The organism is Citrobacter sp. C5_2 (assembly GCF_014596845.2).
GTDB classification, from domain to species: domain Bacteria; phylum Pseudomonadota; class Gammaproteobacteria; order Enterobacterales; family Enterobacteriaceae; genus Citrobacter; species Citrobacter werkmanii.
Genome location: NZ_CP115032.1, coordinates 2,567,544 through 2,593,341 on the forward strand (window position 1 = coordinate 2,567,544; position 25,798 = coordinate 2,593,341).

Consider the following 25,798-nt stretch of genomic DNA (forward strand, 5'->3'; position numbering starts at 1 on the left):
TGCCTTACATGTCTCTGTACCAAAAAATGTTGGTCTTTTATGCGGTGATGGCCGCTATCACGGCAATCATCACCTGGTTTCTGTCACGCGAGAAAAAGCGGATTCGTTTTCTCAGCGCGGTATTAGTCGGGGCGACCTGGCCAATGAGCTTTCCCGTCGCGCTGATGTTTTCACTTTTCTGATGAGGCCGTTTCAGACGGAAAGCAGGGCATCTAAACGTTTTTTGTCGGCTTCAGTAACATCCTGTGGGTGCTGATATCCCACGTTCTCATTCGCGCGGGTGTACAAAGCAACCAGCCAGTCGTAAACATAGCGGCTTGCGCCGTGCGAGGGCTGTTCTTCCAGTTTGGCCAGGCGCGACATCGGTTGTTGCTTCGGCGCGCTAAAAATAGCCGCGCCTTTTTGGATCCTGCTGGCAGGGCGCTGTTCCTCAGCAACGTTGGTAAATCCAAGCCAGGTAATAAAATCCCCAATATCGGCATGTAGCTGCGCCGCACAGACGTTTTCGCGCTGCATCATGCGCTGTAAGCGTTGCGGCATCTCCAGGCGATAACTGGTGGTCACAAGAATGTCAGCCACCTGCCTTAGCGTACGAGGATCGAGGCCTAAACGGCGCGCATTATTTTCATCGCGACACCACTGACGTACGTGATTAACCCACATTTTGTGTGCCAGATAACCAGTTTCTTTGCTCTCCGGCGAGTGCGGTATGTCACGCACTTCAGCAAACAGGTCGATCTCTTCATTAAATAGCCCGTTCACCTGTTCCTCGCGCGGCTGATGAACACGCAGCAGCGATTCAAAGAGGCGCATTGGCGGCAGTAACCCCTCCAGTAGCTCGCCATGTTTTGCCGCCTGGGATTGTAACTGGCGGATCACCGACTCGCTGCTACCTGACTCATCATCGCGGGTATTAATCCAACTCATCAGCGTTTCGCGGATGCGCTGTTGGTGCTGTTCGCGCAGAGAGGTCAGCCTGGCCTGACGCTGTTGTGGTGAAGTCGCCTGAGTCAGCCATTCGACAAGGCGTTGTAAGCTGTGGTTATCCAGCGCCTGCAGCGTACCCCAGTGCAGTCCCGGTTTGCCCATTAATTGCTGCACGGACTCATCCAGGTTTTGCTGGGTGCTAAAACGCGCATCCTGTGGGGTGATGGCCCAGACTACGCCCGGTAATGCGGCGTCATGTACGGGTTGCGTATCGTTGACCCAGCCCAGCAGCTTGCGGGTAATGGCTGGCGTCTGGGCGCGGGTAGATACCGCATTGCAGATTAAGAGCACATCCGGTTGCAGTTGCTGGCGATAATGCTCCAGCATCCAGCCTAATTTTGCCTGCCACAGCGGATGGGGATGGGCATCCGGGGCGAGAGGGATATCGAGCAGATCGACATTCTCCAGCACAGCATCTTCCACCGTCAGGATCAGCTCGCGCGTCAACAGCGCTAGTGATGCCTGTGAGAGACTGACCGCATTGAGCAACTGATGGTTTTCAATTGGATGAACAACCACATCACTTTGCGCCTCACTCCCGTGCAATGCCACCTGAGTGAGAAAACTCTCAGCAGGTAAACCAAAATGGTCAACCAACAGGCTCAGCGGAGCCGCCAGTTCTTGCGCGTTCCCGGTTTGTTGCAGCGTATGCGCCAGCGCCAGCCACTGCTGCGTTAGCTCTGGTTGTTCTCCCCACAATAATGCCCAGGCGTTTGCCCGGGTCGTCAGATCCAGAGCGGGGAGAAGCGTAGCAAATTGATGCCATAGCGCATCGTCAATTTGCTGCTGATTAGTCGGTACGCAGGAGCGCCAGAAACGACCGATTGCCGCGACATCCTGAGCCGTGATGCCTTGCACCGGATGACGCTGACGCAGGGTTTGCCATTTTTCCAGGCGCGCCTCAATAATCGATTTCTCAACCTGGCGGTTGTCCGGAAGCGCACAGAACTGTGTGATAAACAGCTGTACCAGTTCGGCTTCACTGAGTAAGCGTAAGCGCAGCGGCCATTCGCTATTGAGCGGATTATCTTCACGTGTAAAGCGAATCGCCATATTGGTCGGTGCATGCCCCGGATTAATATGCGAAAAATAATCAAAACTGCGATCCGGGGTCACGATGTTCACTTTGCCATTGGCATTGCTGCACAATGCCGTGAGCAGATGCGCTTTCGCTGATTGTGAGTGCCCATATAACCCAACACAGCCTCGTGCTGAAAAGGTCGCCGTCAGCGCAGATTCATTAACCGCGGCTAACGTAAGTTGTGTCAGCAGGGCATCCGCCTCATCATCAAGACGTACGGAACGCTGGCGGGTCTCTGTTACCCACTCGATGACGGCCTGCGCGGTGTTTAACATCTTACTCATTTCAGGTACACGCTCCCGCTATCAATCCAGTAATGGCTACCGCTATGGCGACGATCCGCCAGCGTATTCAATTTTAACGTTAAGGCATTGGCGGCAACGGGGGTGCCATCCTGTAACCAGGCATCGCTGAGTACGAAGCATTCCGGGCCGCTCTCTTTGCTGCCGCCGCGTAACTGCAGCCGTACATTTAACACGCCATCTCCGGCGATACTTTTTGCCAGTTCGGCAGAATTTATGCTCAGCGTATACAGCGGCGTGGCAGGCCAGCGGCTGTTTGCCAATTGGCGGAAGCCTAACGTTACATTGCCGCGCAGCGGGAAGTGCAAACGGGTATCCAGCTTCGCGCCGGGTTTATCCAGATCGATATCGTGATACCAGATGTTCTCATCGCGTAGCGTGTTGACTGTATTATCCAGCACGCCAAGATAACGTACGGTCGAGTAAGCGCCGATATCGGCAGCTTTAAAATTGAAGCGCGGTAAACGCAGATCCAGCGCCAGGCTGCATAGCATTGCACCGACTGCTGCGGTGGATTTGGGGTTGCCAATCCGCCCTTGCTGACTGAACGGATACCACTCGTGCACCCGATAGTTATCCATCCAGATCATACGATTAACCGGAACGGGTTGAAGATGGCGGATCAACGCCTGTACGCCCGGTAAACAAGCGGGTCTGCCGGTCACTAATAAAATATCGCAACGATAATGTGAAATAGCCTCACAAACCGCGTGCAGCGGCGAGGTCAGGGTAAATTGCCCCGCCAGTAACGCTTCTTGTAACTGCCTGAACTGCACCTGTAACGGCACGCTCAAAACATCAAACGCTGGTGAACCAGACGGCAACGCATGATCGATAGCCTGTTGGATATAGTTCATCACGTTACGCGTGGGTTGCTGGCTGAGCAGCTCGCCAAAGGTGGCATGCAGTCCGGCTACCGGATCGTTAATATCGCTTTGTTCCCAGGCGGAGAGCACCGCATGACCGAGCGGCATAAAGAGTTGTAATGCCGTTTGCTGACGCAGGATCGCCTGAGTATCGATGCGCCCGGAATCGCCAAACAGCGTAGCCAGTAATGCGGCGGCGTCGGTCACGCCAGCCTGCTGCAAGCGGGTTTGCAGGGCAGGTAGTACGCAACGCTGAATCACGTCCAGCAGCATGTCATCGCCCGCAACCTTAAAGCCTTCGCGAAACAGCAAATGCGGGGTGATCTTGACGTTCGCGCCAACGCCGTCATCAAGCTGGTAATGGACGACGGCCATATCCGTGGTCCCACCGCCAATATCGATGGATGCCACGCGCAGCGCACGGCCTTTTATCTCACCAGGTTCCGGCAGACGGTCCGGACGGGCAAGGGCATTAAAAAACGATTCCGTGTGACCATCGTAGTGGGAAATCGCCTCGTTATACAGCCACACCAACTGACCGCAGCTGGCCTCATCCCACTCCATCTGGATCTCAGGGACGGGAACCACGCTCTTTTCCTGCTGCTTACGGGTGGTGAAGTCTTCATCCTGCGGGTGCCAGCCCATCGCTTTCCAGACCAGTGCAATGGCTTCAAACATACGCAGGCGGAAAATCTCGCGCTCCTGTTTTGGCATCGCTGAGGGTAGGGTCAGGATCAATGTGCGCAACTGTCGAGGAGAGGCCGGGAAACCAAGGCGCAAACGCGTCGCCACGCTGTTAATTTGACCCAGCGCCTGAGCCAGGATCTCACACAGCATATGCGTCATCAACGTGCTGCGGCTGTATTGCGGTGAGAACACCGGCAGACGGTCATCCTGCGGCAGGCTGAACAGCGGTTGTCCGTCATCATTCATGAGATTCATCAGCGGGAAGGCGGTAGCCAGCGGTTCGCGCTGGGTTTTGCCATTCATCTGGCTAAAGCGCCAGTCATGGAGCACCGGCGTTTCATCCCACAGATAACGGCGCGGGCTGGAGATCCCGCTGCTGCCTTCCGTACCCATACGTTGCATCGCCAGCTTTCGGGCTTCATCGCCCACGCGAACAATCGACGGCCAGATAAAGGCGTCATCACGACCGCTCTCAACGGAAAAGTGCTGTTTACCGAACCGCGCTTCGGAAAACTCCAGTCGGCTGGTGAATAGCGGATCGTTAAGAAACTGCGGCTCGCTTAATGACCGCACCTGTAATTCAGCGGTCTGGCGCAGTCCATCATTGGCATCGCCGTGATCCTCAATCAGGACGCCGCAGGTATGGGTATTACCAATGTCCAGGATCAGATCGACGGGAATCGCCGGTGTGCTGAGCGTATGTGTGACCAGCTTGACTTCCGGAATAGAAAGCTGTTCGCCTAACAGGGTTAACAAATTTAACCAGTGCGCCTGATATTCAAAATTACGCAGCGCCTGCTGGATCTCATGTTCTGAGCGATTCTCATGCTGCGTGACATGATGCATAAAGGATTCGCGCAGCCAGCCGTCAATCCAGGTCTGGTCGAGGAAATCGGCAATTTCGTTATCATGCCAGGCCAGTGCAAATCGCGTACCGTTAAGTAGGTCATTTTCGTTGGGGGTTAACGCTGCCGGGGCATTTTCAGTGAGCTGGCTGTCCAGCGCCAGGGTAACGCGGTGAGTGTTGCCCGCGCTGTCTGGTTGCGCCAGTTTTCGCACCTGTACACGCGCCCAGTTATCCGGGCCTTCAACAAACGTACGCGGCGGATTAAAGCGCAGGAACGGCAGCGGTAGCCAGATGCCGTCGAGCACATCCAGAGAATAATGCAGCGTCTGGGTGCTTTCCGGCTTCACCACTTCGGGCTGACCGCCGGTGCTGCCCGGCAAGGTATAGCGTCCCGTTGTCAGATCGAAGTCCAGCCGTAGCAGGGGACCGTTGGCCGTTTTGCGCACAAAGCGGCCATGATGCGCAGATTCCTGCGGCGTCAGGCCAAAATCCAGAAATTGCACACCGCTATTGGCGATGAGCGTCACGCTTTGTTTGTAGTCACACAGATTCACCAACATAAAATCAGGCACCTATCTTTTTGATCGTCAGAGGGATTTCCGCGTGATCGTCATATCGTGCGGTGCAGGTGGCGACGTCATTGGTTCCCGCTTTGCAGGTAATTTCAGGCATCGGATAACGTGATCCGTCCGTGCAACGGGCATTGCCGCGACTCTTAATCATTAATTCGCCAGTCTGATGCAAACCAGAGAAAATCTCGGCACGACAAACAATATTGTCGCCATGAACAACGCGTGCAGTGCCTTTATTCGTCTGGATCTGATAACGCAGCGACGGCGCTTTGCCGCTGACCGGATCTTTCACGTCGACCATGACGCGCCAGTTACCGTTGAGGAAACGCGTCGTTCCTGCCTTCATCTGGCTGGCATCCATGACCAGCGCATCTTTGGGAATAGCGGCAATCACTACCGGTCCTGCGTCAGGTTTCTCTTTTTTCGCTACCGGAATGACTTCAGCCCGATGCAAAGGTAGTGCGGAGGTCAGTTCGGGCAACGGCGTCATGTCTGCTTTAGCCACTGCAATGGGGGCAACTGAGGGGGTAGGGATAACGGCTTGTTGTTTCCACAGCAACGGTCCGACAATGGCAGCGATAATTACGGCGGCAACGGGTAGACTCCACAGCGGCAGGCGACGTGCGGGCTTCACCTGTACCGGTGGCGGTGTGACTTCCGGTTCGTTGATCATGGCCAGCGGTTGTGGTTCAGGTTCAACCGGTTTTGGCGGTTCAATGACCGGCGTCAGTAAAGGGGCATCGGCCTCAGTGAAGGTGATTTCAGGTGAAGTCTCTTCTTCCGGGTCAGGCTCTGTCACAGTGACAACCGGTGGTATATCGGCAAGGCGCAGGCAATCGAGCACATCGTCGCGGGGATTTTCATTCAGATTGACGAAGCCCCAGAACGTAAGAACGGGTTTACCATCAACCAGAAACACGTGATTCTCGCCAGGAAACTGGATGGCTTTTTCGAGCAATGAACCAAACAGTTGGAGGGCGGTTTTCCCCGATTGCAGGCTTTTACGGCTCAGGGCCGCCGCATTTTCCAGCGTGCTCTCCAGATAGCGCAGCGCACGAAAACGTGCCTCTTCATCAGCGGCTTTCCACGCAACGACTTTTCCTTCAACCGGAGAATACCAGTCAACCCGATCGCCGTTGTCGTTAATTTGTGGGATCGCCAGACAATCCACCATCGCCTGCTGTTTACGCAAGCGAAGCGTTTCACGAATTTGCAGTGCTGAATCAAACACGGCCTGACCACCGCCACCTACGGCCTGATAGTCATCCAAATTGCCGCTGCGCAAGAGAGTTTTTGCCACGTTGTTACCCCTTAGACTTCTTCACACATCTACTTTACGGTTTATAAGAACGAGCAAACGACGGAAGAGAGGCAAAAAGGGGCGAATTTTCATGGCATAGAGTGCCGGGAAAAATCTTGACGTTTTGAAAAAGACTTAAGGGAAATTAATTCGCTTGTGGTGATGAATAATTCAGCGAAAACCACCGGATTAGAATAACCTGATAGTGATTTGTTATTGGTCAGTTTTTGTCAGCTATGCTCTGATATTCCGGTTAATAATAAAATAAGAAGGCTTATAACCATGATTGCAAGGAAAACGTTACTCGCGCTGGCGCTCAGCGCCGCCTTACCCTCAGGCGCTGCGTTCGCGGCCAGCACTGACACCATCATCTACTGCTCAGAAGCGTCGCCGGAGTCATTTAACCCGCAAATCGCCAGTTCCGGTCCGTCGTTTGTGGCAAGTTCACAGGTGCTCTACAACCGACTCATTAACTTTGATCCGGTAAAGAATACCCCAATACCGTCTTTGGCAACGGACTGGACAATTTCTCCCGATGGGAAGACTTACACGTTTACCCTGCGTCAGGGGGTGAAATTCAACAGTAATAAATTCTTTAAACCCACCCGCGACTTCAACGCCGATGACGTAGTTTTCTCGGTATTACGCCAGAAAGATGCCGATCATCCCTACCACAAGGTTTCTCAGGGCAGCTACGAATACTTTAACGATGTCGGTCTGGATAAACTGATCAAAGAAGTGAAGAAGGTGGATGATTATCACGTTCAGTTTGTGCTGAATGAACCTAACGCCGCGTTTCTTGCCGACTGGGGGATGGATTTCGCTTCCATTCTTTCTGCGGAATATGCTGACGCAATGCTGAAAAAAGGCACCCCGGAAAACGTTGATAACTGGCCGATTGGCACCGGGCCATATGTGTTGCAGCAGTACAAACAGGATTCCCAAATCCGTTATCTGGCCAACCCGAACTACTGGGATGGCGCCGTCCCGACGAAGCACCTGATATTCTCGATCACTCCAAATGTACAGACCAGACTGGCAAAACTGCAAACTAACGAATGCCAGATTATCCCGGCGCCTGCGCCAATCCAGTTTGACGAGATCAACAAGAATAAAGATTTGACGCTGCATTCGGTTGAAGCGCTGAACGTCGGGTATCTGGCGTTTAATACCGAGAAAAAACCGTTTGATAACGTGTTGGTGCGTCAGGCGTTGAACTACGCGACCGATAAAAAAGCCATTATTAACGCCGTCTTTTTAGGTTCCGGTACGGTGGCAAAATCGCCGATTCCACCGAATATGATGGGGTTCAATAACGATCTAAAAGATTACGCTTACGATCCGCAAAAAGCGAAAGATCTGCTGAAACAGGCTGGGCTGGAAAACGGATTTGAAGCGACGCTGTGGTCAATGCCGGTTCAGCGTCCATACAACCCGAACTCCCGACGTATTGCCGAGATGATCCAGAGCGATTGGGCAAAAGTCGGCGTAAAGGCAAAAATAGTGTCATACGAGTGGGGCGAATATCTCTCCGGAATGCGCAAAGGCGAGCATGACACCGCGCTGTTCGGCTGGATGTCAGACAACGGCGATCCGGATAATTTCGCGGATGTACTGTTGGGCTGCGACAGCATTAAAACCGGATCTAACGCCGCGCGTTGGTGCGATAAAGAGTATAATTCTCTGGTTCAAAAGGCGAAACTGGTGAGCAAACCTGAAGAACGCGCCGCGCTGTACCAGCAATCGCAAGAGATTTTCTACCAGCAGGCTCCGTGGATAGCCCTGGCAAATGGCAAAACGTTCTATGCCACGCGTAGCAACGTCAGCGGATACAGCGTCAGCCTGATGGGCAGTGATTTTTCAAAAGCAAAATTAAATTAATGAGTTAAGGAGAGGTTATGTCGCATCTGGATGAGGTCAGCGCACGAGTTGATGCCGCCATTGAAGAGAGCGTCATTACGCATATGAATGAATTGCTGATTGAACTCAGCGATGATGCCGCGCTGAGCCGGGAAGATCGCTACACCCAGCAACAGCGTTTGCGTACGGCTATCGCACATCATGGTCGTCAGCATAAAGAGGATATGGAAGCCCGTCGCGAACAGTTGACCAAAGGCGGCACAATCCTTTAATTCGTTATTACTGTTATCCGGCCTGTATGTTCAGGCTGGATAAATTCCGTAGGTCTGATAAGCGAAGCGCCATCCGGCAGTTAAAATGAGCGCCTCGCGACCAACCAGGCCCCGACGACCAGCAGCACCGCGCCGCAAACAGGCCCCACCAGCGCACGGAGCGATACACCATGACTGCGCACAATATCCAGCACCAGTCCGCCAATTAACTGGCTGGCGACCAGTACCGCAATCGTGGTGGCAGCCCCCACATTTTGATAGCCGCTGATACTGGCAAAAACAAAAAAAGACCCCAGCAAACCGGGGATCAGCGTCCACCAGCGCACGCTGGAGACCAGTTCGCCAAACCCCGCGGCGCCTTGCTTAAACCACAGAATGCTGACAAACAGCACAATCCCAACCAGTGAGTTCAACAGCATGGCAATCAGGATCGTCGAAGAGGTCTGCGTGATACGCACCATTAAGGTGTTTTGCACCACCAGACCAATACCTGCGGCAATCAGAAAGGAGAGGGTCAGCGTCTGGTTCATCTGCCGGCATCCGGATCGCGACGATCGTCTAACTGCAGTTGCATAAAGGTCAGATCCAACCAGCGACCAAATTTGGTGCCAACCTGCGGCATTTGTGCCGTGATGTTAAATCCCAGCGTACTGTGCAGATGCAGCGACGCCTGATTCTGAGACTCAATCCCCGCCACCATTACATGTTTTCCGCACGTGCGCGCTTCTTCTATCAGTCGGCTGAGCAGCGCTCGTCCCAGGCCCTTGCCCTGATGCTCAGGATGGACATACACCGAATGCTCAACGGTATGACGAAATCCGTCAAAGTTACGCCAGTCGCCGAACGAAGCATATCCAGTGACTACGCCGTTTTCTTCACTTACCAGCACGGGATAGCCCATCAACTGGCGGGCTTCGAACCAGGCGATACGGTTTTCGGCATCGACCGTTTGATCGTTCCAGATAGCCGCCGTATGCAGTACCGCGTGGTTATAAATTTCAGCAATAGCGGCGCAGTCTGCTTTGCTGGCAAATCGAATTGACATGTTGAACCTCAGGGGTTGTTCACTATAGTATTACAATATGAATACTATTGAAGACAGCATAAATCAACGGATCGGTGCAAGAATTCGCCTTGAACGAGAATCTCGCGGCTGGTCTCTGACGGAACTCGCCGAGCGTGCAGGCGTGTCGCGGGCAATGATCCATAAAATAGAGCGTGGTGAGAGTAGCCCCACGGCCACGCTGCTGGGCAGGCTCTCCGGGGCGTTTGGCATCAGCATGTCGATGCTGATTGCGCGAGCCGAAATGCAGGAGGGCAAGCTGCTGCGCCTCGCTGACCAGCCCGTCTGGCACGATCCGCAGAGCCACTATCTGCGACGCCATGTCTCACCGCGCAGCGATCTCCCCATCGACCTGGTACAAATCGAATTGCCCGCCGGAAGCGATATCCCAATGCCAGCATCCTCCTACGTGCAGGCCAGACAGCTTATCTGGCTACAGCAGGGGGAGTTAGTCTTTGTGGAAGGCGATGTGCGTCATGAAATGAAAGCGGGCGATTGTCTGGAACTGGGGCCGCCGAATGACTGTCGGTTTATCAATGAAACCACGCAAACCTGCGTTTATCTGGTTGTGCGATTAAACCATGTCGTGAGCTAAATGCTGGCGCAGGCTGCTACTATTGATGGATTCATGCCAAAAGCAGAGGAGCACATCATGGGTCAACAGACTAATCGTAACCGCCGTTGGGTACTGGCTTCCCGCCCACATGGCGCGCCAATCCCGGATAACTTCCGTCTTGAAGAAGATGAAGTCGCAACGCCGGGAGAAGGTCAGGTTTTGCTGCGCACCGTTTTCCTTTCTCTCGATCCTTACATGCGTGGGCGCATGAGCGATGAACCGTCTTACTCGCCTCCCGTTGAGATTGGCGGTGTGATGGTCGGCGGCACTGTGAGCCGCGCCGTGTCCTCCAACCATCCTGATTACCAGCCTGGCGAATGGGTGCTGAGCTACAGTGGCTGGCAGGACTATGACATTTCGGACGGCAACGGGCTGGTGAAGCTGGGCGATAATCCTGAACATCCCTCCTGGGCGCTGGGTGTTTTGGGGATGCCGGGATTTACCGCCTATATGGGCTTGCTGGACATTGGCCAGCCGAAATCAGGGGAAACGCTGGTTGTTGCTGCTGCAACTGGCCCGGTGGGCGCAACGGTTGGACAGATTGGTAAGCTCAAAGGGTGTCGGGTGATCGGTGTAGCGGGCGGGGCAGAGAAATGCCGGCATGCTACCGAAGTGCTGGGCTTTGATGTTTGTCTCGATCACCATGCGCACGATTTTGCGCAACAACTGGCAAAAGCGTGTCCGCAGGGGATTGATATTTACTACGAGAACGTTGGCGGTAAGGTATTTGACGCTGTGCTGCCGTTACTCAATACCTCGGCGCGCATTCCGCTTTGCGGACTGGTCAGCGGTTATAATGCGACATCGCTTCCGACCGGCCCTGACCGATTACCGTTGCTGATGGCAACCTTACTGAAAAAGCGTATCCGGATGCAGGGTTTTATCATTGGTCAGGATTATGGTCACCGCATTCATGAGTTTCAGCGGGAGATGGGGCGCTGGATTAAAGAGGGTAAAATCCACTACCGTGAGCAGGTCACTGACGGTCTGGAGAATGCGCCGCAGACCTTTATCGGTTTGCTGACCGGTAAAAACTTCGGCAAGGTGGTTATTCGCGTAGCAGACGATGCATAAAGAGTGCTGGCGGGAGCGATTCCCGCCAGTATCATTCAAAACGCCAGGCCAGATTAATACCCACGCCATAGTTTCGTCCTGGCGCCGGTTCGTAGTATCGGCCATTTGATTCATTCACAATCACCGAACCGACGTAGGTCTTATCAAACAGGTTATCCACCCGGCCAAACAGGTCGATCATAAGGTTGCTGTAATAAAATTTATAGCCGGTATTCAGGCCGACTACGCTATATGACGGGGCTTTCGCCGTATTTTCATCATTAGCCATAATGTCACCCATATAACGCACATCTGCTCCCGCATACCAGCCTTCATCAGGCACGTAGCCCAGTGAAGCAAATCCCATGTTTTGCGCTATGCCGGGCAGTCGGTTGCCGTTGCAGTTTTGATCGCCGCAGACATTGCTGCGATAGGTTGCATCCAGCCATGTCCATGCCGCTTTTACGCGCCAGTTTGTGGCAAAGCGTTGATCCCAGGATAGCTCGCCTCCCTGACGGCGGGTTTTCCCGGCATTTTTATAGGTCGTACGACCGCCATTGTTACTATCAACGACGATTTCGTCATCCGTGTTGGTCTGGAACAGGGCCGCGGTAAACAGCCCATCGCCGATGCGCGTTTTGCTGCCGATTTCAATGGTGTCATTTGTGGACGGCTGTAAACCAAAATTCATCCCGCTTTGGCCATCGGAACGGTAGGAGAGTTCGTTAATTGTCGGCGTTTCAAATCCTCTCCCCGCAGCCAGATAGACGTTCCAGGCGTCCGTCATCGCATATTTCAACGATCCGGCAGGGAGCCATTGGTGATAGCTGGCGTCCCCGCTGTCATCGCCGTTACCCGGCGTAATGTAGCGATCGTTGGAATCAAACCACACGGAACTGTAACGAACGCCGGCATCCAGCGAAAGCTTCTCCGTCAATTGCCACTGGGTTTGCAGATAGGGATCGACGTTCCACATCAGGTTACGTTCATTGCGTCGCATGTCGCCTTTCTGACCATACTCAGGCACACCATTATCAAGCCGATAGTTGTTATAGCCTTTACGGTTTTCACTCATGTTTTCATAGTTTATGCCGGTGGTGAAGGTCACCGGGATCCCCAATTCGCCACGGTGAGTCCAACGGTTATCTATCCCCTGATAATGACGTTGTAGAGTGATAACGCCTCCGGCATGGGAGGGTCTTAACTGTGGGGCCATTGGGATCGACTGATACTGGGTGGTTTCACGCTCCCCCGCATAGGTCATGATGCTGAGATCATCCTGCGCGCTGAGCTGGCGTTCATAGCGCAATCCCGCCTGGGTCTGTTTGATGGTTTTTCGCGTATTGAATTGCTCGGCGCGGGGCGATTGCTGCGGATTGGCATTCCACTCTGACTTCGTCAGGCCACCGGGATCGTCGGCCTTAATATCCACGCTGTTGAAAATCAGCGTCAGTTTACTCGCGTCATCAATACGTACGCCCAGTTTGGCATTAGCCAGATTTTTTTGCGCGCTGCTGTGATCGCGATACCCATGGGTAGTAAATCGGGTCGTTGAAACGGTGTAATCCACATCGCCTGGCTGAGTACCATCGCCCAGCGCTCCGGTGGCCTTTAAACCGTATCGCCAGGTGCCAAAACTACCGTAATAGCTGCTGGCTTCAATGGTGGGCGGCTCACGCCCTGTTTCAGTACTGACATTAATCACACCGCCGGAAGCATTGCCATACAGCGCAGAGAAGGGACCCCGCAGGACTTCAATATTTTGTACGCTGCTGATATCGATATTGGATGTTTGGCCTTGCCCATCCGGCATGGTGGCTGGGATTCCGTCTACGTACATACGAATGCCGCGGATGCCATACGTGGTGCGTGAACCAAAACCACGAATCGACAACTGGAGGTCCTGCGCGTAGTTCTGCCGATTTTGCACCTGTAGCCCAGGGACGCTGGTCAGCGATTCGGACAGGTTAATGCGCGGTGTTGCCAGACGCATATCCTCACCGGCAACAACGCTGACGGCGGCAGGGGTATCCAGTTCTGAAACGGATTGTGGCGTCGCGCTAACGATCAGCGTTTGCTCGTTTATCTCACTGTCTGCCGCGGCAAAAGTCGAGAGAAAGACAGGCAGTAATGAAACAGGAAAGACAGTATAGCGGGCTGAAAAAATCGTCATGAATAAGGCCAGTTTATGATGCTGACGCCGGAAAACGGACGGTAAGCATGTGAATTTTTTTATAAAAAAGATGAATTTTAACTCTACTGAATTGCGGTAATTTTTCGGGCAATGAAAACGAGTGTAGTCAATATGTGAAGAAGTGCTCCACTTTGCGATGAATAATGATTACTATTCTCATTCTTAAAAAGGCAAAACCATGATTTTGCTCATTGAAGCTATGTGAAGCAGTAACAAACGAATTTATCAAAGGGAGTCGTCATGTCTTTACGTCATCTGTTTTCGCCGCGCCTGCGTGGTTCTTTACTGTTAGGTTCACTGCTCGTGGCATCATCTTTTACGACACAGGCTGCGGAAGAATTGCTGCGCAAAGCCGTGGGCAAAGGTGCCTATGAAATGGCATACAGCCAGCAAGAGAACGCGCTGTGGCTGGCGACCTCACAGAGCCGCAAACTGGATACCGGGGGCGTGGTTTACCGTCTTGACCCGGTGACGCTCGAAGTGACTCAGGTTATCCATAACGATCTCAAACCGTTTGGCGCCACCATCAATAACACCACGCAAACGCTGTGGTTTGGTAATACGGTAAACAGCGCGGTGACGGCGATGGATGCCAAAACAGGCGCGGTGAAAGGGCGCCTGGTGCTGGATGCGCGTAAGCGTTCTGAAGATGTGCGCCCGCTGCAGCCGCGTGAGCTGGTCGCCGATGATGCGACCAACACGGTCTACATTAGCGGTATTGGTAAAGAGAGCGTAATTTGGGTCGTGGACGGTGAGACGATCAAACTTCAGGACACAATCCAAAATACTGGCAAAATGAGCACCGCTCTGGCTGTCGACAGCAAGGCTAAACGCCTGTACACCGCCAATGCGGACGGCGAATTTATCACTATCGATACCACCAATAACAAAATTCTCAGCCGTAAAAAGCTGTTGGATGATGGAAAAGAGCACTTCTTTATCAACCTGAGTCTTGACACGGCGGGTAACCGCGCATTTGTTACCGACTCTAAGGCTGCGGAAGTGCTGGTTATTGACACCCGCAACGGCAATGTACTGGCGAAAGTCGCCGCGCCGGAATCCCTGGCCGTGCTGTTCAACCCGGCGCGCAACGAGGCCTATGTGACCCATCGTCAGGCCGGTAAAGTAAGCGTGATCGACGCGAAAAGCTACAAAGTTGTCAAAACGTTCGAGACTCCAACATTCCCGAACAGCCTGGCGCTCTCCGCCGACGGTAAAACGCTGTACGTTAGCGTGAAACAGAAATCTACCCGCGAGCAGGAAGCTACTCAGCCGGACGATGTGATTCGTATTGCGCTGTAATTAACCGGAGGGGGAAACCCCTCCTGTCATTTCTCTAAACCTCACGATACGCCTCGTTACACCCCGCCAGTAGCCTGACTAACTTCAGGGACTTACACTACGCCCTCAACGGCTAACTGAATAACACGGGAATACCATGAAAAAGCCATTTATGTGTCTTTGTGCAGGCGTCATGCTGTTTACGCTGGCAGGTTGCACAACCAATTACGTTATGACGACCAAAAGCGGACAAACGATTACCACCCAGGGCAAGCCAAAGCTGGATAAAGACACGGGAATGACCAGCTATACCGATCAGGATGGGAATGCGCGGGAAATTAATAGCAACGATGTTGCGCAGCTCATTGAAGCAGACTAAAAAAGAAGGCCTGAAGGGGTAACCTGTCAGGCCTTTTATCCTTACGGCGCGGTGCGGTGGATTTCCGCTACGCGTTTACGCACGCCGAACCAGCCCGCAACCAGCAGGATGGCGATTAACGGTAATGATGCGATGGTATAAGTGCCGTTTGGATAATCAAACGCCATCAGCACCAGCACGCTCAGCAGGAACAGCAACGTGAGCCAGGAGGTAAACGGCGCACCCGGCAGTTTAAAACTGACGTCTGCGGTTTTACCTTCTTTAATCGCCCGGCGCAGACGCATCTGACAAACCATGATAAATCCCCACGACGCAATGATGCCCAGCGAGGCGAAATTAAGCACGATCTCAAACACCTGCGACGGCACCAGATAGTTCAGGAATACCCCTACAACATACACGACCAGTGTGGCGAGGATCCCGGCCCATGGCACCTGTTGGCGGCTCATTTTAGCCATAAATTTTGGCGCGGAACCGCCCATCGACATGGAACGTAAAATACGCCCGGTGCAGTACAGGCCGGAGTTCAGACTGGAAAGCGCCGCGGTGAGCACCACAATATTCATGATGCTGCCGATATACGGCACGCCAAGTTTGGAGAAGAAGGTGACAAACGGGCTTTGCCCCGCCTGGTAGGCATTCCAGGGCAGAAGCAGAACCAGCAGGACCACCGAACCCACGTAAAACAGACCGATACGCCAGATAACGCTATTGATCGCTTTCGGCACCATCGTTTGCGGATCTTTGCACTCACCCGCGGCAGTACCGACCAGTTCGATGGAGGCAAACGCGAAGACGACCCCCTGAACCAGTACCAGCGCTGGCAGCAGGCCATGCGGGAAAAATCCGCCGTTGTCGGTTATCAGGTGAAAACCCGTGGCGTTGCCATCCAGCGGTTTTCCGCTACCTAAGAAAACGGTACCCACAACCAGGAAAATCACAATCGCCAGCACTTTGACCAGCGCAAACCAAAACTCCATCTCTGCGAACCACTTCACGCCGATCATGTTCATGGTGCCGACAATGGCCAGCGCCCCGAGGGCGAACACCCACTGCGGCACGTCGCCAAATGCGCCCCAGTAATGCATATACAGCGCAACTGCGGTGATATCGACAATACCGGTCATCGCCCAGTTGATGAAATACATCCAGCCCGCCACATAGGCGGCTTTCTCACCTAAAAATTCGCGGGCGTAGGAGACAAAGCTACCGCTGGAAGGGCGGTGCAAAACCAGTTCGCCAAGCGCGCGAAGAATAAAGAACGAAAAAATACCGCACACCAGATAGACCAACGCCAAAGCGGGGCCAGCCATCTGCAACCGTGCGCCTGCCCCTAAAAACAATCCGGTACCAATCGCGCCGCCAATGGCGATCATTTGTACCTGTCGATTGCCCATCGCCTTGTGATACCCCTCTTCGTGAGCATTCAACCAGCGTCGTTTCGCCGCATGTTGTTCCGCGGCTTGCGTGTTGTGTGTGTTCATTACGTTTCCTGTTGACCTGACTGATTTACAAAATCCTTTTTGCCGCACCTGCTGCGGCGAAAACAGCGTTACCCTTCATTGTGTTACGGGGGAAAACTGCCGGCCGAGCATCCTACATTCAATTGTTCACTTGCGCAAAGCCCCGATAACAAGAATTCAGCATTTTTGTGCAGCCGGAACTGGCGCGGTGTGGCCTCGATTCAGCCAATAAAATAAAGGGGCGTTTTAACCAGGGAGAGGAGTGCGCTTATTAAGACATTCGTCCGATAAGCGCCGTAACGTTATGCTGATACGCCAAAGACCTGCACGGCCTGCTGTAAGCGTGATGATCGCTGGGTCAGATCGGCGGTAGCATCAGTAACACGTTCCACCATTTCGGCGTTATTGTGTGTCATGGCGCCCACGCGTGAAATTGAATCGTTAATCAGATCCAGCGCCTGGGTTTGCTCTCGCGTGGCCAGACTAATCTCTTTGATCATCATCGACATCTGCAGGACATCACCAATCATCCCGGTGAGATGCGTTTCCGTTCGCTCCACCATTTTGACGCCGCGGTTAACGTTGGCGACGTTCTTCTCGATCAACTGTTTGATCTCTTTTGCCGCCGACGCTGAGTGCTGCGCCAGATTACGAACTTCTGCTGCGACAACGGCGAAGCCGCGCCCGGATTCTCCGGCTCGCGCGGCCTCAACCGCGGCATTGAGCGCCAGGATATTGGTCTGAAAGGCAATACTATCGATAACGCCAATGATGTCGACTATCTGTCCGTTATCACGCGAGATTGCCTGCATCATGGCAATGGTTTGTTTCATGATATCGCCGCCTGCTGCCGCGTTGGCGCTGGTTTTATCTGCCATGGTCATGGTCTGCGCCGCCGTTTCAGCGGTTTGCTGTACCGCACTGCCAATTTCTTCGATGGCGGCAGCCGTTTGTTGCAGGTCAGCGGAGGTTTCTTCTGAACGCTTGTGCAACGCAGTACCTTCTTTTGATACCCGCCGACTGATGGCGCGAATACCGGATATTTGCGTACTGACGTCATCGACCAGCGAATTCAGATTAAGCCCGGATTGATTAACCAGACGCATCAACATTCCTATCTCATCGACCCTGTTTAAATGACAGTTATCGGCTTTACGACCAGACACCACTTTCTTCATTTGCGTCAGTAGCGTATTAACTGGCTGACAAATTTGATACTTAAGGTAAATAGCCAGTGCCAGAAACAGCATCAACAGCCCACCCGCCTGAATAATAGAATTCACAGGGGATAAGATAAATAACAACGCCAGCAGGGCAGTTACCCCTAAACTATAATTAATGCGTTGGCTAATACTCAGCCATTTAAACATTGAAACCCATGCCATTATGCCGCGACGAATGATAATACCTTTAAACAAACGAAAGCCTTTAAGCTGCTGACTATTTATTTTTTGATATAAGTTTTCACTTTGGGTTATTTCATCGCGCGAAGGAACAGTGCGTACCGAGATGTAACCAGTGAGTTTTTCATTGTGCCAGACCGGCGTCACGTTGGCCCGCACCCAGTAATGATCGCCATTCTGCCGCCGGTTTTTCACCATTCCCGTCCAACTGTCCCCCTGCTGTAGCGTGTACCACATATCGGCGAAAGCGGCAGAGGGCATATCAGGGTGGCGAATAATATTATGCGGCTCGCCCATTAACTGGTGTTCGCTGAATCCGCTGGCGTCAATAAAAGCAGAGTTGGCGTAGGTAATATGACTTTCTTTATCTGTTGTCGAAAGCAGCGTCGCTTTATCGTTAAGTGCGTACTCAATTTGTGTAACAGGCATGTTACTTTTCATAGAGGCCCCAGGTGGTATGTATAAGCCATAAAAAAATCCCCGCAATAAAGCCAGGGGATATTAAAAACTGTTTAAACCATTTTAATAAGAAACGCTGTATTCTCTACTAATCATGATTTCGGTGGAAGTAGTTATAATAAAAATCCCGACGTATAAAAGTTGTTAATTGTCATGAAAGTGAAACATCTAATACAAATATATAACGTGGCAAGCTATTTAATCTGACTTAATGTAAATCACGCTAAAAAAATCACCATAAAAAGCACACTGGCAGAAAGGATAAAGAGGGTATTACTGTAGTAACAACAACCCTATTATATTTTGTAGGTAATACGTGCAGGCTGTTTTTGCGGCGTGTTTCGCCCGTGAGAGATAAGCCGAATCTTATCCCTGACAGCAACAGGGCTGGTTATCTACTTTTTTGCTGAGCAAATGTGAATTAAGTGTTTCATTATGGTTATTTGATAATTTAATAATAAAGACATGTTAACAAATATGGGCCTGTAACATGTCATATCGCCTGAGTATTCTGGATAAAAGCCCCGTTGGGGAAGGAGAAACTGCCGTGATGGCGCTTGCCCGGACCTTGCGTCTGGCGCAACTGGCAGAAGAGTGGGGATACCATCGTTTCTGGATCGCGGAACACCATAATACACCACAGCTGGCCAGCCCGTCGCCGGAGCTGGTGATCGCCTGGATCCTTGGGCAAACCCAGCGTATCCGCGTCGGTTCCGGCGGCGTGATGCTGCAGCATTACAGCCCGTACAAAGTGGCGGAAAACTTTAATCTTCTGGCATCGTTGGCCCCCGGACGTGTCGATCTTGGCGTCGGAAAAGCGCCTGGCGGCTTACCCCTGGCGACTCAGGCGTTACAGCTGGGACTTCATCAGGATGAAAAAGGCAGTTTTGCTGACCAGCTTTCTCAGCTTAACGGTTGGCTGGCGCTGAACGGCACGGAAAGCGGGGAAACGGTTTTCCCGACGCCAATCCCACCGCGACCGCCAGAAGGGTTTGTGCTGGGAGCCAGTGTACAAAGCGCTCAGCTGGCAGCGCAATCCGACTGGAATTTCATCTTCGCGGCACACCTCAACGGTGACAGAGCGTTATTGCGTGACGTTTTGTCCTTCTGGCAGACCCACAGCACACGCCCGACGATAGTCGCCGTCCAGGTGATTGTGGCTGACAGTAACGACACCGCCGCGCAGCTTGCGGAAAACGTGCAGATCTGGGGCGTGGAACTCGAAAATGGGCAACGCGTCACGGTTGCCAGTGAAGAGCAAGCGCTGGCATTCGCTGCGCAGGCTGGCAGTCCACCCCGCAAAATCGCGCGTCGTGAACAGGCCTTGTTACACGGTACTGCCCACGACGTGTTGGCAAAACTGAATGCCCTGCATACGCAATTTGGCATTAATGAGTTCATTATCGACACGCCAGTGGCAGAAGGGCACGCGCGTCTGACGTCGCTACGGTTGTTGGCACAAGCCCATAACGCAGTGGAGGTGGTCTGATGACACTGGCGACAACGCTTATCAACTGGCGTCGTGAATTGCATCAACACCCGGAACTTTCCCTGCAGGAAGTGGCGACGACGGCGCGTATTCGCGACTGGTTGCGCAGTGCTGATGTCCAGATTTTGCCATTCAACCTGAAAACCGGTCTGGTCGCGGAAATTGGTCAGGGAGAAGAGATCATCGCCTTGCGGGCGGACATTGATGCCCTGCCGATAGAAGAAAGCGCCGATGTTCCGTTTCGCTCACTCACGCCGGGGGTGATGCATGCCTGCGGGCACGATATTCACACCAGCGTCATGCTTGGCGCCGCGCTGCTGCTTAAGCAGCAGGAAGCAGACTTACCGGGGCGAGTACGTATTTTGTTTCAGCCCGCGGAAGAGAGTTTTGGCGGCGCCAAAACACTGATTCGCGCCGGTGCACTGCAAAACGTCGCGGCTATTTTTGGCATGCACAATGAACCGGGTTTACCGGTAGGGGAGTTCGCCACGCGCGGCGGTGCATTCTATGCCAATGTTGATCGCTTTGTGTTACGTATCAATGGCAAAGGCGCACATGCGGCGCGTCCGCATGAAGGCAAAGACGCCATCCTGCTCGCTAGCCAACTGGTAACAGTTTTGCAAAGCGTTGCCAGTCGCGATGTTAACACCCTGGATTCAGTGGTGCTCAGCGTGACCCGTATTCAGGGAGGAAACACATGGAACGTGCTGCCAGAGTCCGTAGAGCTGGAAGGGACGCTCAGAACGCATCGCATTGAGGTGCAGCAGCAGGTCAAAGCCCGGGTAAATGACATCGCCGCCGGATTTGCCCACGCTTTTGGCGCACAAATTGATGTTATCTGGCATGCGGGACCGACCGCGCTGGTGAACGATGATCGTTGGGCGGATATCGCCACCGCCGTAGCGAAACAATCAGGCTACGCCACCCACTATGCCGACCTGCATATGGGCGGGGAGGATTTTGCCGTCTACCTGCAAAATACGCCTGGAGCGTTCGTCAGTATTGGTAGCGCCAGCGAATACGGATTACATCATCCGGGATTTAATCCGGATGAACGTTTAATAGAACCCGCCGCGCACTACTTTGCTCATTTAGCAAAAACGGCATTCGCACACATTTAATTTTACCTGTTGGGTAGGGGTTATTATGGCTGAAAATCGGCAACTACGGCTCGGCACTATTCTGCATGGCGCATCGGGAAATATGTCTGCATGGCGTCATCCGGCGGCGCAGGCCGATGCCAGTATTAATTTTGACTTTGTTAAAGAAACAGCGCTTATTGCGGAAAAAGGGAAGTTGGATTTTATTTTTGTCGCCGATGGTCTGTATATTAATGAAAAATCAATTCCACATTTTTTAAATCGCTTTGAGCCGCTGACGGTATTATCTGCGCTGGCCAGCATCACCCGCAATCTGGGGCTGGTTGGCACCGTCTCCACGTCATACAGCGAGCCCTTTACCACCGCCCGGCAGTTTGCCAGCCTCGACCATCTCAGCCAGGGCCGTGCCGGATGGAACGTGGTGACGTCGCCTCTGGAAGGGTCGGCAAAAAACTATTCCCGCGCCCAGCATCCAGAGCATGCCCAGCGTTATCGTATTGCCGATGAATATTTACAGGTAGTGAAAGGACTGTGGGATTCCTGGGAAGATGATGCTTTTACCCGTAATAAGGCAAGCGGAGAATTTTTTAATCCGCAAAAATTGCATACGCTTAACCATCATGGGGATTATTTTCAGGTTGCCGGGCCGTTAAATATCGGGCGAACACCACAAGGCCGTCCAATTATATTTCAGGCTGGGGCTTCATCCGATGGCAAGAAATTAGCGGCGCAGCATGCTGATGCCATTTTTACTCATCAGGCGTCGCTGGCGGAGGCTAAAGCGTTCTATCAGGATGTAAAAAGCCAATTAGCAACCGCCGGGCGCGGTTCCGAACAACTGCATATATTCCAGGGCGTCAGTGTAATTGTTGGCGACAGTGCAGAGGACGTAGAGCAGCAGTATCAGACTACCGCTGCGCTGGTTTCCATTACTGACGCACTGAACTATCTTGGCCGCTACTTCGAACATCATGATTTTGCCCAATATCCGCTGGACGCACCGTTCCCGGATCTGGGTTCCCTCGGACAAAATAGCTTTCGCAGCACGACCGATGAGATCAAGCGTAATGCGCGCGAACGGGGGTTAACGCTACGTCAGGTTGCCCTCGAAGCCGCCAGCCCGCGTCCTCGTTTTAGCGGCACGCCGCAGCAGGTAGCCGACGGCCTTCAGCAGTGGTTCGACGAGAAAGCGGCTGACGGTTTTATCATTCAGGGAGGAACGCCGGATACCTTCCCACGTTTTGTCGAACAGGTTATCCCCGTGCTTCAGGCTCGTGGCCTGTTCCGCCATGAATATCCCGGTACGACCCTGCGCGCAAGCCTGGGATTAGCGACACCTGCAAATCAATTCACACAATAAGAGAAAAACGCTATGCAGAAAAAATCAGTCTTCCTCGCGCTGTCGCTGGCCTTCAGCGCGACCGTCTGGGCAAATGACGTGACTATTAACGGCACGGGCGTAAGCCTAGAAGCCAATAAAACGCCGATTAATACGGCAAAAAATCCGCAGGCGATTGCGCAATTACCTGCGAACCTACACCTGGCCGTACCGGGCAAATTCACCGTGGCGATTGCCGGGCTCAGTCAGCCGCCGCTGACCGTGTTTGCCGATGACAATAAAACACTGATCGGCAGCGAGGCGGACATTGCCCGTCTGGTGGCAGACAGTCTGGGGCTGGAACTCAACGTTGTGCCCACATCATGGGAAGACTGGCCGCTGGGCGTCACCTCCGGCAAATATGATGCCGCGATCAGCAATATTACCGTCACGAAAGCGCGGAAAGAGAAATTCGATTTCGCGACCTATCGTAAGGACTCCCTGGGCTTTTATGTCAAAACCGGCAGCAAGCTGAAGAAAATCGAGCAGGCGGAAGATATCGCCGGTCTGCGCATTATCGTCGGTTCGGGGACGAACCAGGAAGCCATCCTGCTGGCCTGGAACGATGAAAACGTGAAGAAAGGGTTACAGCCGTTTACGCCAGTGTATACCAAAGACGATGCCGCCCAGACTCTGGCCCTGCAGTCAGGTCGCGCTGATGCCTACTTCGGTCCTAACGTTATTGGCGCGTGGAAAGCCGCGCTCAACGGTAAAACACAATTGGTGGGTAGCGTTGATGGCGGTTGGCCAAAAGCGGCACATATCGCCGTGACGCTGAAAAAGGACAGCGGTTTGGTTCTGCCTGTGCAAACCGCCCTCAACGGCGTGATTGGCAACGGCGACTACGACAAGGTACTGAACCGTTGGGGGGAAGGGGTGGAACGCATTCCGCAATCTGAGATCAACCCAGCCGGGTTAGGCGACTAAGGAGGTTATCGTGAGCGATCAATTTCGCGTGGTCTCACCTGAAGCCAGCGAGCTGCAACCCATTTTGAACGGTCTGTTTGGTGAATATGCCGCCCGCTATGGCGATTATTTTTCTCGCGACGCAGAGGTGGAACTGACCGAATGGTATCTGGCGCCGCAGGGGCTATTCGTAGTACTGGAACGTAACGGTGAGATCATCGCCACCGGGGCCTACAAACCTTACGACAAAGATACCGCCGAGATTAAGCGTATCTGGACGAAAAGCAGCCTGCGACAGCAGGGGCTGGCGGCGCGCGTAGTGCAGGAGCTGGAGCGTAGGGCGCTACTCGCGGGCTACAGCCGGATTTATCTGACCACCGGATTTCGCCAGCCGGAGGCCGTCCGGCTGTATTTAAGTCAGGGCTACGATCCGCAGTTTGATACAGCGCGCGATCCCGAAGAGTACAGCCAGCCGCCGTTTGATGGCCGACTGCGCTTTACCAAACTGTTAACCATCGCCGGTCAGGCCAGAATAGCCTGAGGAGATAAAATGAAAACGACTGATAGCATTAAAGTCGTACCGGCGCGCTATCCCATGCGTACCGTCGGAGCGATCATTGCTTTGTTTGTTCTGGCGGTGATTATCCAGTCCGTGGCGTTTAACCCGCGCTGGGAATGGGGGGTGTTTGCCCGCTGGTTCTTCGATCCGGTTATCTTGTCCGGTCTCGGGCAAACATTGTTGCTGACGCTTATCGGTACGCTGTTGAGTATTCTCATCGGCGGTCTGCTGGCGCTGGCGCGACTTTCATCTTCCTGGCTGCTGAACGGTCTGGCATGGGGATACATCTGGCTGTTTCGCTCGTTACCGCTGATTGTCGTGCTAATCGTTCTGTACAACTTCTCCTATCTGTACGACACGTTGACGATTGGTATTCCGTTTACTCCCATTCAGTGGGGCAGTTTTGAGACCATCAATGTACTCGGCCAGTTTTCCACTGCGGTAGTCGGCCTGACGCTGGTGCAAAGCGCCTATACCGCTGAAATTATTCGTGGTGGATTTTTGGGGGTTGATCACGGTCAGTACGAGGCTGCTGCGGCGCTGGGCTTACCGGCATGGCGACGTACGCTGCGAATTATCCTGCCGCAGGCGCTGCGCACTATTTTGCCTGCCGGGTTCAATGAAATCATCAGTCTGGCGAAAGGGACGGCGATGGTATACGTGCTGGCCATGCCTGAGTTGTTCTACACCATCCAGATGATCTACAACCGCACGCAGGAGGTGATCCCGCTGCTGATGGTCGGCGCGGTGTGGTATCTGGTGATCACCAGCGTCCTGTCGTTAATTCAGCACCTGGTCGAACGCGCGCTGGCACGTAGCGAACGACGTTCAGCGATCAATACCGCCCGGGTGAGTCGTGCAGAAAAACGCAGTCGTCAACGTCCACAGCAGGAGACCGCCCATGTCCCACTCGCCTGAAGGCCATATTTCTATTACCGGCGTCAGCAAATACTTCGGTCGCCACAAAGCGCTGGATAATGTGTCGCTGGAGATCCCGCCCGGTACGGTAACCGTTATTCTTGGCCCATCCGGCTCCGGGAAATCCACTCTGTTGCGGACTATCAACCATCTGGAGCGCGTCGATGAAGGGTTTATTCAAATTGATGGCGATTACATTGGCTATCGTCGGCAGGGAGATAAGCTGTATGAGCTGAAAGAGGCGGAAATTTTGCGTCAGCGCGTTAACGTCGGCTATGTGTTCCAGAACTTTAACCTGTTCCCGCACTTAACGGTGCTGGAGAATTTGATTGAAGCGCCCATTGCGCACGGTCTGGCAACACGTAAAGCCGCTACCGAGCGGGCATTAACCCTGCTTGATGCGGTAGGACTGCGTAATAAAGCCGATGCCTGGTCGCGTCACTTATCCGGCGGACAGCAACAACGTATCGCCATTGCCCGTGCACTGGCATTAAATCCGCGCGTCATGCTGTTTGATGAACCCACGTCAGCGCTTGATCCCGAACTGGTGGGCGAAGTGCTGGATGTTATCAAAGCGCTGGCGCAGTCGGGAACCACGCTGGTTGTGGTAACGCACGAGATTGGCTTCGCCCGGGAAGTGGCGGATCAGGTGGTGTTTATGGTCGATGGCAAAATTGTCGAGCAGGGCAGCAGCGAGCAGGTGCTGAATCATCCACGCCACACGCGTACCCAGCAGTTTTTGTCGAAAGTGCTTTGAGACACA

Annotated in this window: 20 protein-coding genes and 1 pseudogene; 13 read left to right on the plus strand and 8 right to left on the minus strand. The window is 53.3% G+C overall.

Annotated features, from left to right (window positions below):
• Nucleotides 1-8 precede the first annotated feature (8 nt).
• Nucleotides 9-182: a GhoT/OrtT family toxin gene (locus ICA20_RS12605; protein ID WP_069324931.1), complete on the plus strand. Its 174-nt coding sequence runs from the start codon at nt 9-11 to the stop codon at nt 180-182.
• Between the two features lie 10 nt (nt 183-192).
• Here ICA20_RS12605 and ICA20_RS12610 read toward each other — a convergent pair whose 3' ends face one another.
• Genes ICA20_RS12610 through ICA20_RS12620 form a run of 3 tightly spaced genes read right to left on the minus strand, consistent with a single transcriptional unit; the run spans nt 193 to nt 6,642 of the window.
• The gene (locus ICA20_RS12610) at nt 193-2,352 is read right to left on the minus strand and encodes a virulence factor SrfC family protein (protein ID WP_038640715.1); all 2,160 of its coding nucleotides are present in this window, start codon (nt 2,350-2,352) and stop codon (nt 193-195) included.
• The gene (locus ICA20_RS12615; protein ID WP_038643177.1) at nt 2,349-5,330 is read right to left on the minus strand and encodes a virulence factor SrfB; all 2,982 of its coding nucleotides are present in this window, start codon (nt 5,328-5,330) and stop codon (nt 2,349-2,351) included. Before ICA20_RS12615 ends, ICA20_RS12610 begins: the two co-directional genes overlap by 4 nt.
• Before the next feature lie 4 nt (nt 5,331-5,334).
• Nucleotides 5,335-6,642 carry an SrfA family protein gene (locus ICA20_RS12620; protein ID WP_038640713.1) on the minus strand — a complete coding sequence of 436 codons (1,308 nt, stop codon included), beginning with the start codon at nt 6,640-6,642 and terminating at the stop codon, nt 5,335-5,337.
• 282 nt (nt 6,643-6,924) lie between these two features.
• On the opposite strand from ICA20_RS12620, the gene ICA20_RS12625 reads away from it, so the two are divergent.
• Together ICA20_RS12625 and ICA20_RS12630 are read left to right on the plus strand one after the other, a co-directional pair.
• Nucleotides 6,925-8,523, plus strand: a complete 1,599-nt coding sequence (locus ICA20_RS12625; protein ID WP_038640710.1) for an ABC transporter substrate-binding protein — start codon at nt 6,925-6,927, stop codon at nt 8,521-8,523.
• A gap of 17 nt (nt 8,524-8,540) precedes the next feature.
• Nucleotides 8,541-8,774 carry a YdcY family protein gene (locus tag ICA20_RS12630; RefSeq protein ID WP_038640708.1) on the plus strand — a complete coding sequence of 78 codons (234 nt, stop codon included), beginning with the start codon at nt 8,541-8,543 and terminating at the stop codon, nt 8,772-8,774.
• Nucleotides 8,775-8,854: 80 nt separating this feature from the next.
• On the opposite strand, the gene ICA20_RS12635 is transcribed toward ICA20_RS12630, so the two are convergent.
• Nucleotides 8,855-9,304, minus strand: coding sequence for a DMT family transporter (locus ICA20_RS12635; protein WP_038640705.1), 450 nt, complete (start codon nt 9,302-9,304; stop codon nt 8,855-8,857).
• On the minus strand, nt 9,301-9,819 hold the full coding sequence (gene mddA, locus ICA20_RS12640) for an L-methionine sulfoximine/L-methionine sulfone acetyltransferase (protein WP_038640702.1): 519 nt from the start codon (nt 9,817-9,819) through the stop codon (nt 9,301-9,303). The genes ICA20_RS12635 and mddA overlap by 4 nt, the downstream gene beginning before the upstream one ends.
• A gap of 37 nt (nt 9,820-9,856) precedes the next feature.
• Here mddA and ICA20_RS12645 point away from each other — a divergent pair, with 37 nt between their 5' ends.
• Both ICA20_RS12645 and ICA20_RS12650 read left to right on the plus strand, forming a co-directional pair.
• Complete coding sequence (locus ICA20_RS12645; protein WP_038640700.1) at nt 9,857-10,432, plus strand: XRE family transcriptional regulator; 576 nt, start codon at nt 9,857-9,859, stop codon at nt 10,430-10,432.
• A 57-nt stretch (nt 10,433-10,489) separates the two neighbouring features.
• Nucleotides 10,490-11,527: an NADP-dependent oxidoreductase gene (locus ICA20_RS12650; RefSeq protein ID WP_038643175.1), complete on the plus strand. Its 1,038-nt coding sequence runs from the start codon at nt 10,490-10,492 to the stop codon at nt 11,525-11,527.
• Nucleotides 11,528-11,558: 31 nt separating this feature from the next.
• On the opposite strand, the gene pqqU is transcribed toward ICA20_RS12650, so the two are convergent.
• A complete protein-coding gene (pqqU, locus tag ICA20_RS12655; protein WP_038640698.1) occupies nt 11,559-13,679 on the minus strand; it encodes a TonB-dependent receptor PqqU in 2,121 nt (706 codons plus the stop codon).
• Between the two features lie 261 nt (nt 13,680-13,940).
• Between pqqU and ICA20_RS12660 the strand changes: the two genes are divergently transcribed.
• Nucleotides 13,941-15,002, plus strand: coding sequence for a YncE family protein (locus tag ICA20_RS12660; protein WP_038640696.1), 1,062 nt, complete (start codon nt 13,941-13,943; stop codon nt 15,000-15,002).
• A 136-nt stretch (nt 15,003-15,138) separates the two neighbouring features.
• The gene (locus tag ICA20_RS12665) at nt 15,139-15,360 is read left to right on the plus strand and encodes a YgdI/YgdR family lipoprotein (RefSeq protein WP_038640695.1); all 222 of its coding nucleotides are present in this window, start codon (nt 15,139-15,141) and stop codon (nt 15,358-15,360) included.
• A gap of 41 nt (nt 15,361-15,401) precedes the next feature.
• Here ICA20_RS12665 and ansP read toward each other — a convergent pair whose 3' ends face one another.
• Both ansP and ICA20_RS12675 read right to left on the minus strand, forming a co-directional pair.
• Nucleotides 15,402-16,844, minus strand: a complete 1,443-nt coding sequence (gene ansP, locus ICA20_RS12670) for an L-asparagine permease (protein ID WP_038640693.1) — start codon at nt 16,842-16,844, stop codon at nt 15,402-15,404.
• 281 nt (nt 16,845-17,125) lie between these two features.
• On the minus strand, nt 17,126-18,667 hold the full coding sequence (locus tag ICA20_RS12675; RefSeq protein WP_038640691.1) for a PAS domain-containing methyl-accepting chemotaxis protein: 1,542 nt from the start codon (nt 18,665-18,667) through the stop codon (nt 17,126-17,128).
• Between the two features lie 508 nt (nt 18,668-19,175).
• On the opposite strand from ICA20_RS12675, the gene ICA20_RS12680 reads away from it, so the two are divergent.
• From ICA20_RS12680 to ICA20_RS12705, 6 genes and pseudogenes are all read left to right on the plus strand, one after another.
• On the plus strand, nt 19,176-20,174 hold the full coding sequence (locus ICA20_RS12680; protein WP_038640689.1) for an MsnO8 family LLM class oxidoreductase: 999 nt from the start codon (nt 19,176-19,178) through the stop codon (nt 20,172-20,174).
• Entirely contained in the window at nt 20,174-21,295 is a 1,122-nt protein-coding gene (locus ICA20_RS12685) for an amidohydrolase (RefSeq protein ID WP_038640686.1), read from the plus strand. The genes ICA20_RS12680 and ICA20_RS12685 overlap by 1 nt, the downstream gene beginning before the upstream one ends.
• 25 nt (nt 21,296-21,320) lie before the next feature.
• Nucleotides 21,321-23,579, plus strand: a pseudogene (locus ICA20_RS12690) (NtaA/DmoA family FMN-dependent monooxygenase).
• Between the two features lie 10 nt (nt 23,580-23,589).
• Nucleotides 23,590-24,099, plus strand: a complete 510-nt coding sequence (locus ICA20_RS12695) for a GNAT family N-acetyltransferase (RefSeq protein ID WP_006684497.1) — start codon at nt 23,590-23,592, stop codon at nt 24,097-24,099.
• 9 nt (nt 24,100-24,108) lie between these two features.
• A complete protein-coding gene (locus tag ICA20_RS12700) occupies nt 24,109-25,035 on the plus strand; it encodes an amino acid ABC transporter permease (protein WP_038640681.1) in 927 nt (308 codons plus the stop codon).
• A complete protein-coding gene (locus ICA20_RS12705) occupies nt 25,019-25,792 on the plus strand; it encodes an amino acid ABC transporter ATP-binding protein (protein WP_038640679.1) in 774 nt (257 codons plus the stop codon). The genes ICA20_RS12700 and ICA20_RS12705 overlap by 17 nt, the downstream gene beginning before the upstream one ends.
• Nucleotides 25,793-25,798: the final 6 nt, after the last annotated feature.

What these genes read in the sequence shown, in the direction of transcription:
- ICA20_RS12675 (WP_038640691.1), bottom strand. Translation starts at nt 18,667, where the DNA reads ATGAAAAGTAACATGCCTGTTACACAAATTGAGTACGCACTTAACGAT.
- ICA20_RS12650 (WP_038643175.1), top strand. Translation starts at nt 10,490, where the DNA reads ATGGGTCAACAGACTAATCGTAACCGCCGTTGGGTACTGGCTTCCCGC.
- ansP (WP_038640693.1), bottom strand. Translation starts at nt 16,844, where the DNA reads ATGAACACACACAACACGCAAGCCGCGGAACAACATGCGGCGAAACGA.
- ICA20_RS12630 (WP_038640708.1), top strand. Translation starts at nt 8,541, where the DNA reads ATGTCGCATCTGGATGAGGTCAGCGCACGAGTTGATGCCGCCATTGAA.
- ICA20_RS12625 (WP_038640710.1), top strand. Translation starts at nt 6,925, where the DNA reads ATGATTGCAAGGAAAACGTTACTCGCGCTGGCGCTCAGCGCCGCCTTA.
- ICA20_RS12700 (WP_038640681.1), top strand. Translation starts at nt 24,109, where the DNA reads ATGAAAACGACTGATAGCATTAAAGTCGTACCGGCGCGCTATCCCATG.
- ICA20_RS12665 (WP_038640695.1), top strand. Translation starts at nt 15,139, where the DNA reads ATGAAAAAGCCATTTATGTGTCTTTGTGCAGGCGTCATGCTGTTTACG.
- pqqU (WP_038640698.1), bottom strand. Translation starts at nt 13,679, where the DNA reads ATGACGATTTTTTCAGCCCGCTATACTGTCTTTCCTGTTTCATTACTG.
- ICA20_RS12645 (WP_038640700.1), top strand. Translation starts at nt 9,857, where the DNA reads ATGAATACTATTGAAGACAGCATAAATCAACGGATCGGTGCAAGAATT.
- mddA (WP_038640702.1), bottom strand. Translation starts at nt 9,819, where the DNA reads ATGTCAATTCGATTTGCCAGCAAAGCAGACTGCGCCGCTATTGCTGAA.
- ICA20_RS12635 (WP_038640705.1), bottom strand. Translation starts at nt 9,304, where the DNA reads ATGAACCAGACGCTGACCCTCTCCTTTCTGATTGCCGCAGGTATTGGT.
- ICA20_RS12610 (WP_038640715.1), bottom strand. Translation starts at nt 2,352, where the DNA reads ATGAGTAAGATGTTAAACACCGCGCAGGCCGTCATCGAGTGGGTAACA.
- ICA20_RS12685 (WP_038640686.1), top strand. Translation starts at nt 20,174, where the DNA reads ATGACACTGGCGACAACGCTTATCAACTGGCGTCGTGAATTGCATCAA.
- ICA20_RS12680 (WP_038640689.1), top strand. Translation starts at nt 19,176, where the DNA reads ATGTCATATCGCCTGAGTATTCTGGATAAAAGCCCCGTTGGGGAAGGA.
- ICA20_RS12615 (WP_038643177.1), bottom strand. Translation starts at nt 5,330, where the DNA reads ATGTTGGTGAATCTGTGTGACTACAAACAAAGCGTGACGCTCATCGCC.
- ICA20_RS12705 (WP_038640679.1), top strand. Translation starts at nt 25,019, where the DNA reads ATGTCCCACTCGCCTGAAGGCCATATTTCTATTACCGGCGTCAGCAAA.
- ICA20_RS12660 (WP_038640696.1), top strand. Translation starts at nt 13,941, where the DNA reads ATGTCTTTACGTCATCTGTTTTCGCCGCGCCTGCGTGGTTCTTTACTG.
- ICA20_RS12605 (WP_069324931.1), top strand. Translation starts at nt 9, where the DNA reads ATGTCTCTGTACCAAAAAATGTTGGTCTTTTATGCGGTGATGGCCGCT.